Annotated in this window: 6 protein-coding genes; 5 read left to right on the plus strand and 1 reads right to left on the minus strand. The window is 71.7% G+C overall.

Annotation, left to right across the window (positions count from 1 at the left end):
* A partial coding sequence (locus tag SSBG_RS08695) for a GNAT family N-acetyltransferase (RefSeq protein WP_037869286.1) occupies positions 1-380 on the plus strand: 380 nt, incomplete at its 5' end.
* On the opposite strand, the gene SSBG_RS08700 is transcribed toward SSBG_RS08695, so the two are convergent.
* Positions 377-1,381: an acetylxylan esterase gene (locus SSBG_RS08700; RefSeq protein ID WP_008745815.1), complete on the minus strand. Its 1,005-nt coding sequence runs from the start codon at positions 1,379-1,381 to the stop codon at positions 377-379. The genes SSBG_RS08695 and SSBG_RS08700 overlap by 4 nt on opposite strands.
* A 338-nt stretch (positions 1,382-1,719) precedes the next feature.
* On the opposite strand from SSBG_RS08700, the gene SSBG_RS08705 reads away from it, so the two are divergent.
* The 4 genes from SSBG_RS08705 to SSBG_RS08720 form a co-directional block, all read left to right on the plus strand.
* Entirely contained in the window at positions 1,720-2,994 is a 1,275-nt protein-coding gene (locus tag SSBG_RS08705; RefSeq protein WP_037869287.1) for a sugar ABC transporter substrate-binding protein, read from the plus strand.
* Positions 2,995-3,065: 71 nt separating this feature from the next.
* Positions 3,066-3,944: a carbohydrate ABC transporter permease gene (locus tag SSBG_RS08710; RefSeq protein ID WP_008745817.1), complete on the plus strand. Its 879-nt coding sequence runs from the start codon at positions 3,066-3,068 to the stop codon at positions 3,942-3,944.
* Positions 3,941-4,900 carry a carbohydrate ABC transporter permease gene (locus tag SSBG_RS08715; RefSeq protein ID WP_037869288.1) on the plus strand — a complete coding sequence of 320 codons (960 nt, stop codon included), beginning with the start codon at positions 3,941-3,943 and terminating at the stop codon, positions 4,898-4,900. The genes SSBG_RS08710 and SSBG_RS08715 overlap by 4 nt, the downstream gene beginning before the upstream one ends.
* A 111-nt stretch (positions 4,901-5,011) precedes the next feature.
* Positions 5,012-6,863: GH39 family glycosyl hydrolase (locus tag SSBG_RS08720; RefSeq protein ID WP_234010431.1), on the plus strand; the 1,852-nt coding region annotated here is incomplete at its 3' end.

Here is a 6,863-nt window from a genome sequence, read left to right on the forward strand (position 1 = left end):
CGGCGCTCGACGCGGCCCTCAGCGCCTCGTTCGGGGGCCCTGACAGCCCGAGTCCCGAGGGGACCGCCCGGCTGCGGCGCACCCTGGAGGACGGGGGCGCGGTCCGCTACGTGCGGGCCGAGGACGGGAGTTGCGCGGGCGGGGCGAGCTGCACCGAGCCCGCGCTCGGCACCGCCGAGCTGAGCGGGGTCGGCACGCGCCCCGCGCACCGCCGCCGGGGCGTCGCCGCCGCGGTCGTCTCGGCGCTCACGGGCGACATGTTCGCGCTCGGCGCGCAGTCCGTCTGGCTGGAGTTCTCCGGGGACGACTCGCGCCGCGTCTACGAACGGCTCGGCTACCGCCCCCTCGGCACGCGGCTCTACCTGCGCTTCGAGGGCTAACCCGGCAGGGCCGCCGCGAAGAAGTCCGTCCGGGCCTGCGCGAGCGCCGTGCGGTCGGTCGCCTCCTCGGCGTACGGGTGGTGCCCGGCGCGCAGCAGGAAGGGGTCACCGGCCGCCGGGAGCGCGTTGTGCACGGCGAACTGGCCGGGCGGCGGCACGGCGGGGTCGTAGAGCGCGGCGGCGACGAGGGTCGGGACACGGATCAGCGTCGCCGCCGTCGCCGCGTCGAAGTACGTGAGCACATCGGTGACTTCGGGGTGCGCGGCGTGGTGGCGGCGGACGGACTCGCCGCTGCCGACGCTCGGGAGGGTGAGCCGCAGCGGGTGGTTGCCGAAGGTCGGCACGGTGAGCTGCGCGGCGGCGAAGCGCTCGTCCCAGGGCAGGGCGAGGGCGCCGAGGCCGCCGCCGAGGCTCTCGCCGAGGTAGCCGAGGCGTGGCCCGGCGAGCGCGGGCACCAGCGCGACGAGCGCGCTCGCGGCGCACCACAGGTCGGCGACGCACAAGCCGAGCACGGACGTCTCCCGGCGCGCGATGCCGTGCAGCACGTGCGCGTCCGCCGCCGCAGGGATGCCCTCGACGAGGCCGCGCGCGGGCAGTCCGCGCACGCACGGCAGGATCGCCGCCGACTGCCCGAGCGGCAGCGGCAGGTCCGGGCCCGGGCGGTCCCTGCCCCCGTAGCCGTGGCCGATCACGAAGCCGTGCCGCACCGGGCCCTCGGCCGGCAGCGCGCACCAGCCGCCGAGCCGCACCCCGCCGAGCGAGGTGTACGTGAGGGAGCGGATCACGAGCCCGTCGCGCTCGTCCTCGACCGACCCCAGCTCGGGCTGTGTCGCCACCGCGCGCGCCCGCTCCCGCAGCCGCCCCCAGAACGCGCCGAAGTCCGCGGGCGGCGGGGGCGCGGGCACGGCGAGCAGGGCGGGCAGCTCGTAGCCGTACGTGGGGTCGAAGCCGTACGGGCTCTCGCCCGCGCCCTGCGACGGCGTGTCGTCATCGTGCTCCATGATCCCCGACCCTACGGCCTCCCACCAGCACCGACGACTCGGCGAGGGCCCCGCCCGGCGCGGGCACGGACGGCTCGGCGGGGCCCCCGCCCGGTGCGCGGGCCCCCGGCGGCCAATCCGGCCGATGAGGGACAATTCAGATGATGTGAACGCAAGCCACTCCCCCACCCCTCACCCCCAGGACCCCACACGCCCTCCCCAGAACATCCACGAAGTGTGACGCAGACCCCCCTTGCGCACGCCCCACCTCTCACGCCACAGTGATGTATGCGCTTACAGACAGCGCATACATTCCCGCCGTCGGACCGGCGAGGAACCCGCTCAAGGAGGAGCACGTCATGAACCGCCCCGCGAGACTCCGCACCCGGAAGACCGTGCGGAACACCACGGTCGCCGCTGCCTCGATCGCCGCCATGGTCGTCATCGCCGCCTGCGGCGGCTCCGACGGCGGCGGTGTCTCCGCCGACAAGAAGCAGACCCTCACGGTCTGGGGCATGGGCGCCGAGGGCGAGAAGCTCGCCGACATCGCCAAGACCTACGAGAAGTCGCACCCGAACATCACCATCAAGGTGACCCCGGTCGGCTGGGACGTCGCCCACCAGAAGCTCGTCTCGGCGGCGGCGGCGAGCAAGCTCCCCGACATCGCGCAGATGGGCGGGAGCTACATGGGCGAGTTCTCCGAGCTGGGCGTCCTGGAGCCGGTCGACACCAAGACCTTCCACGAGAAGGACTTCTTCCCGGCCTCCTGGAAGCAGGGCGTCGTGGACGACACGGCGTACGGCGTGCCGTGGTACGTCGACACCCGCGTCGTCTACTACCGCAAGGACCTCGCCGAGAAGGCCGGGATCACCGCGGCGCCGAAGACGTGGCAGGACATGAAGACCCTCGCCACCGCGTACCAGAAGAAGGCCGGTACGCAGTGGGGGCTCTCGATCCAGCCCTCCGGCACCGACACGGTGCAGAGCTTCTACCCCTACCTGTACTCGGCGGGCGGCCAGATCGTCAGCGACGACGGCAAGAAGGCCGTCGTGAACAGCCCCGAGGCGGTCCGCGCGCTCACGGAGTACGGCTCGTACTTCAGCAAGGGCCTCGCGAAGAAGAGCGTCACGCCCGGCTACGACGTGCTCAAGGACTTCGACAGCGGCTCCGTGCCGATGTTCTTCTCCGGCCCCTGGCAGATCAGCTCGATCAACCAGACCCACCCGAACCTCAAGGGCAAGTGGGCCATCACGACCGTCCCGCGCGACGAGTCCGCGACCTCGATGGCCGGCGGCTCCTCGCTCGCGATCTCCAAGGACAGCGACCACAAAGCCGCCGCCACGGACTTCGTGAAGTACCTGACGAGCGCCAAGGGCCAGACGGAGTTCTACAAGGCGAGCGGTGACCTCCCCGCCCGCACCTCCGCCTGGGACAGCGGTGACCTGGCGACCGACAAGAACCTCCAGATCTTCCGCACGCAGGTCGAGAACTCCAAGACCTCGCCCGCGCTCGCGAAGTGGTCGGAGATCTCCTCGAAGGTGGACGACGCGATCGAGCAGGTGACCCAGGGCAAGGCGAGCGCCAAGTCCGCCCTGGACAAGGCCCAGTCCGAGATCGAAAGCCTCCTGGGGTAAGCGGTCATGAGCAGCACGGCAGACACGGCCGCCGCGGCGGCCACGCAGGGCCCGCCCGCCGGGGCGGTTCGGTGCGCACGCACCACCTGGCGGGCTGGCTCTTCTCCACCCCGTTCCTCGTCCTCTTCGCCGTCTTCATGGCGCTGCCGATCGTCGCGACGCTCCTGATGAGCTTCACCGACTTCGGCCTCGCCAACGTGACGCACCCGCTCGACGCGAAGTTCATCGGCCTCGACAACTACGTCAACCTCTTCCAGGACGAGAAGTTCCTGAAGTCCCTCTTCAACACGGGGTACTTCGTGGTCGTCGGGGTGCCGGTCACGATCATCGCGGGGCTGCTCGTCGCGGTCCTGCTCAACAACGGCATCGACCGCGCGCGGACCTTCTTCCGGGTCGGTTTCTACGCGCCCGTCGTGACCACGATCGTCGCGGTCGCCGTCGTGTGGCGCTTCGTGCTCGATCCCGGCGACGGGCTCGTGGCCGGGCTCTTCGACACCGTCGGGCTCACCTCGCCCGACTTCCTCGGCAACGAGCACCTCGCGATGCCGTCCATGATCGCGATGGCAGTGTGGCGCAACCTCGGCAACGTCATGGTCCTGCTCATCGCGGGCCTCCAGGCGATCCCGCAGGAAGTGCGCGAGGCCGCCAAGCTCGACGGCGCCGGCGCCCTCCAGGAGCTGCGCAGGATCACGGTCCCGCTGCTGCGCCCCACGCTGCTCTACTCGACGGTCATCACCACGATCGGCTTCCTCAACGTCTTCGAGGAACCCTTCGTGATGACGCAGGGCGGCCCCAACAACAGCACCCTCACCGTGTCGCTGGACATGTACAAGGAAGGCTTCAACTTCTTCCACATGGGCTACGCGAGCGCGATGGCGTACGTCCTCTTCATAGTGATCATGGCCATCACGGTGCTCCAGCTCCGACTGCTGAAGGACAACACGAAGTGAGCGCCACGACACCGGCCCCGCGCCGTACCCCCAGCGACCCCGGGATGAACTCCACGAAGGCCCCCGGCCACGACCCCGGCCACGACGCGGGCCAGGACCCGGGACACCCCGCGGCGCCCAGGGCCGCGCTGAGCGAACGCCTGTGCAAGCCCCTCACGTACGTCGCCCTGTCGGTCGGCCTGCTGATCATGGCGGCGCCGTTCCTGTGGATGGCGCTCTCGGCCTTCAAGACCGACAAGGAGCTGGGCGGTTCCAAGACCGTCTGGATTCCCTCGGAGTGGACGCTCGACCAGTTCCGCGCGCTGCTCGACAAGCTCGACCTGCCGCTGTACTTCATGAACTCCGTGATCGTCGCGGCGCTCGTGACCGTCTGCAACCTGGTCTTCTGCTCGATGCTCGGCTACGCGCTCGCGAAGCTCGACTTCTTCGGCCGCAACAAGGTCTTCGCGCTCGTCCTCGCCGCGCTCATGGTGCCGGGCAACCTGATGCTGCTGCCCATGTACGTGCTGATGAACAAGCTCGGCCTGCTCGACAGCTACGCGGGCCTGGTGCTGCCCTTCGCGGCCGGTGCCTTCGGCGTCTTCCTCATGCGGCAGTTCATGCAGTCGATCCCGGACGAGCTGCTCGAAGCGGCGCGGATGGACGGCGCGAGCGAGTGGTTCATCTTCTGGCGCATCGTGATGCCGCTGGTCAAGCCGGCGCTCGCGACGCTCGGCATCCTGACCTTCCTCGGCTCCTGGAACAACTTCGTGTGGCCGCTCATCGCGACCAACGACCCGGACAAGTACACGCTCCCCGTGGCGCTCGCGACCTTCGCGAACGACCCCAACCGGGCCGCCGGCTCCAACGGTGTCCTGATGGCGGGCTCGCTCCTCGTGGTCCTGCCGGTCCTGCTCGTGTTCCTCGTGCTCCAGCGCCACTTCAAGCCGGATCTCGCGACAGCCGGGCTCAAGTAGCCACGCCGCTCCGCGCGATCCCCGGTACGGGCCCGGGGCACTCGACCCGCCCCGCGCGCCCCGGCCCGTACCCCCCTCTTCTTCCTCCCCCCAGCAAAGGTTCTGTTCGTCATGCCCGAAAAGCCCGCCGCACCGGCGCAGCCCACCGCGCCACAGGCCCCCACCGCCGTGCCGGAGAAGTCCGCCGCGCGCTCCGACTGGGAGCAGCGCATCGGCAAGCCGAGCGACACCCGGCTCACCGGCACGGCGGCCGTCGCCGCCCCGGCCGGGCTGCGCGCCGAGGACGGCACCGGGCTCGTACGGCTCGACTGGGAGCCCGTCGCGGGCGCGCTCGGCTACCTCGTCCACCGCGCCGACTCGCCCGAGGGCCCCTTCACGCCGCTCGACCACCTCGGCGGCGACGTCCTCGCCGTCCCGCACCCGCCGTACGCCGACACCCTCGTGGAGCCCGGCCGCACCTACCACTACAAGGTCGCGAGCTGGACCGACGACGGCGCGGGCCCGCTGGGCGCCGAGACGGTGACCGGCACGCCGAAGGCCCCGGGCGAGGCGCCCGCCGCCGTCGAGGTCGCGGTCGACGCCGCCGCCCCGACGAGCCCGCTGCCCCGCGTGTGGAACCGGATCATCGGCGCCGAGCACCTCTCGCTCCTGCTGTGGGACAAGCCGGGCCCCGGCGGCTCGGACACGGCCGCCGAGTACCACGAGGCGCTGGGCACGGTACGGGACGAACTCGGCGTCCGCGCCGTCCGCGCGCACGGCACCTTCCTCCCCGAGACCGTCTCGGTGCGCCCCGACGGCACCTTCGACTTCTCCGGCCTCGACGCCGTCTACGACCGCTTCCTCGCCACCGGCCTCAAGCCCGTCGTGGAGCTGTCCTTCATGCCGGAGGAGCTGGCGAAGGACCCGGCGTACACGGTCTTCGACTACAAGGCGCTCGTCTCCACGCCCACGTCCTGGGAGCGCTGGGGCGAGCTGTGCCACGCGCTCGTCGTCCACCTCCAGGAGCGCTACGGCCGCGAGGAGGTCGCCGGCTGGGAGTTCGAGGTGTGGAACGAGGCGAACCTCGAAGTCTTCTGGAACGGCACCCAGGACGACTACCACCTGCTCTACGCCCACGCGGTACGGGCCGTGAAGGCCGCCGACCCGCGCATCCGGGTCGGCGGGCCCTCCTCCGCCGCGGCCGGCTGGGTCGGCGCGCTCCTGGAGTACTGCCGCGCCGAGGACCTGCCCGTCGACTTCGTCTCGACGCACACGTACGGGAACGCGCCCCTCGACTTCCGCCCGCTCACCCGCGCCTACGCCGAGGCGACCGGGCGGCCCGAGCCGGAGATCCTGTGGACCGAGTGGGGCGTCACGCCGACCCACTTCAACCCGGTGAGCGACGCCGTCTTCTCCGCGCCATTCGTGCTGCGCGGCATGAAGTCGGCGCTCGCCTCGACGGACGCGCTCGCCTACTGGGTGGCGAGCGACCAGTTCGAGGAGCTGGGCTGGCCGCCGAAGCTCTTCCACGGCGGCTTCGGGCTGCTCACCGTCGGCAACCTGCGCAAGCCGCGCTTCTGGGCGCTGTGGCTGCTCAACCGCCTCGCGGGCGGGCGCGCCCCGGTGGCCGTGCGCGGGGACGGCGCGGACGCGACCGTCGAGGCGCTCGCGACGCGCGCCGAGGACGGCTCGACGGTGGACGTGCTCGTGTGGAACGGCACGCTCGACCAGTCGAAGGTCGCGGGCGCCGCCGCGCTCGGCCGCTCGGCCACCGTCCGCGTGACGGGACTCGTCCCCGGCGCGCGGTACGCGGTGAGCGCGTACCGCGTGGACGAGGAGCACGGCAACATCCAGGCCGTGTGGGACGGGCTCGGCGGCGGCGACTGGCCGGACGCGCCCGAGTGGGCGAAGCTCCGCGAGGCGGACAAGGCTGCCCGCCGAACCGCTCGCGCCCGTCCTCGCGGACGCGACGGGCACGGCGCGC

This window comes from Streptomyces sp. SPB074 (assembly GCF_000154905.1).
Taxonomy (GTDB): Bacteria; Actinomycetota; Actinomycetes; order Streptomycetales; family Streptomycetaceae; genus Streptomyces.

Bases quoted from the DNA above. Each gene is read 5' to 3' on its own strand.
- SSBG_RS08705 (WP_037869287.1), top strand. From the start codon at position 1,720: ATGAACCGCCCCGCGAGACTCCGCACCCGGAAGACCGTGCGGAACACC.
- SSBG_RS08700 (WP_008745815.1), bottom strand. From the start codon at position 1,381: ATGGAGCACGATGACGACACGCCGTCGCAGGGCGCGGGCGAGAGCCCG.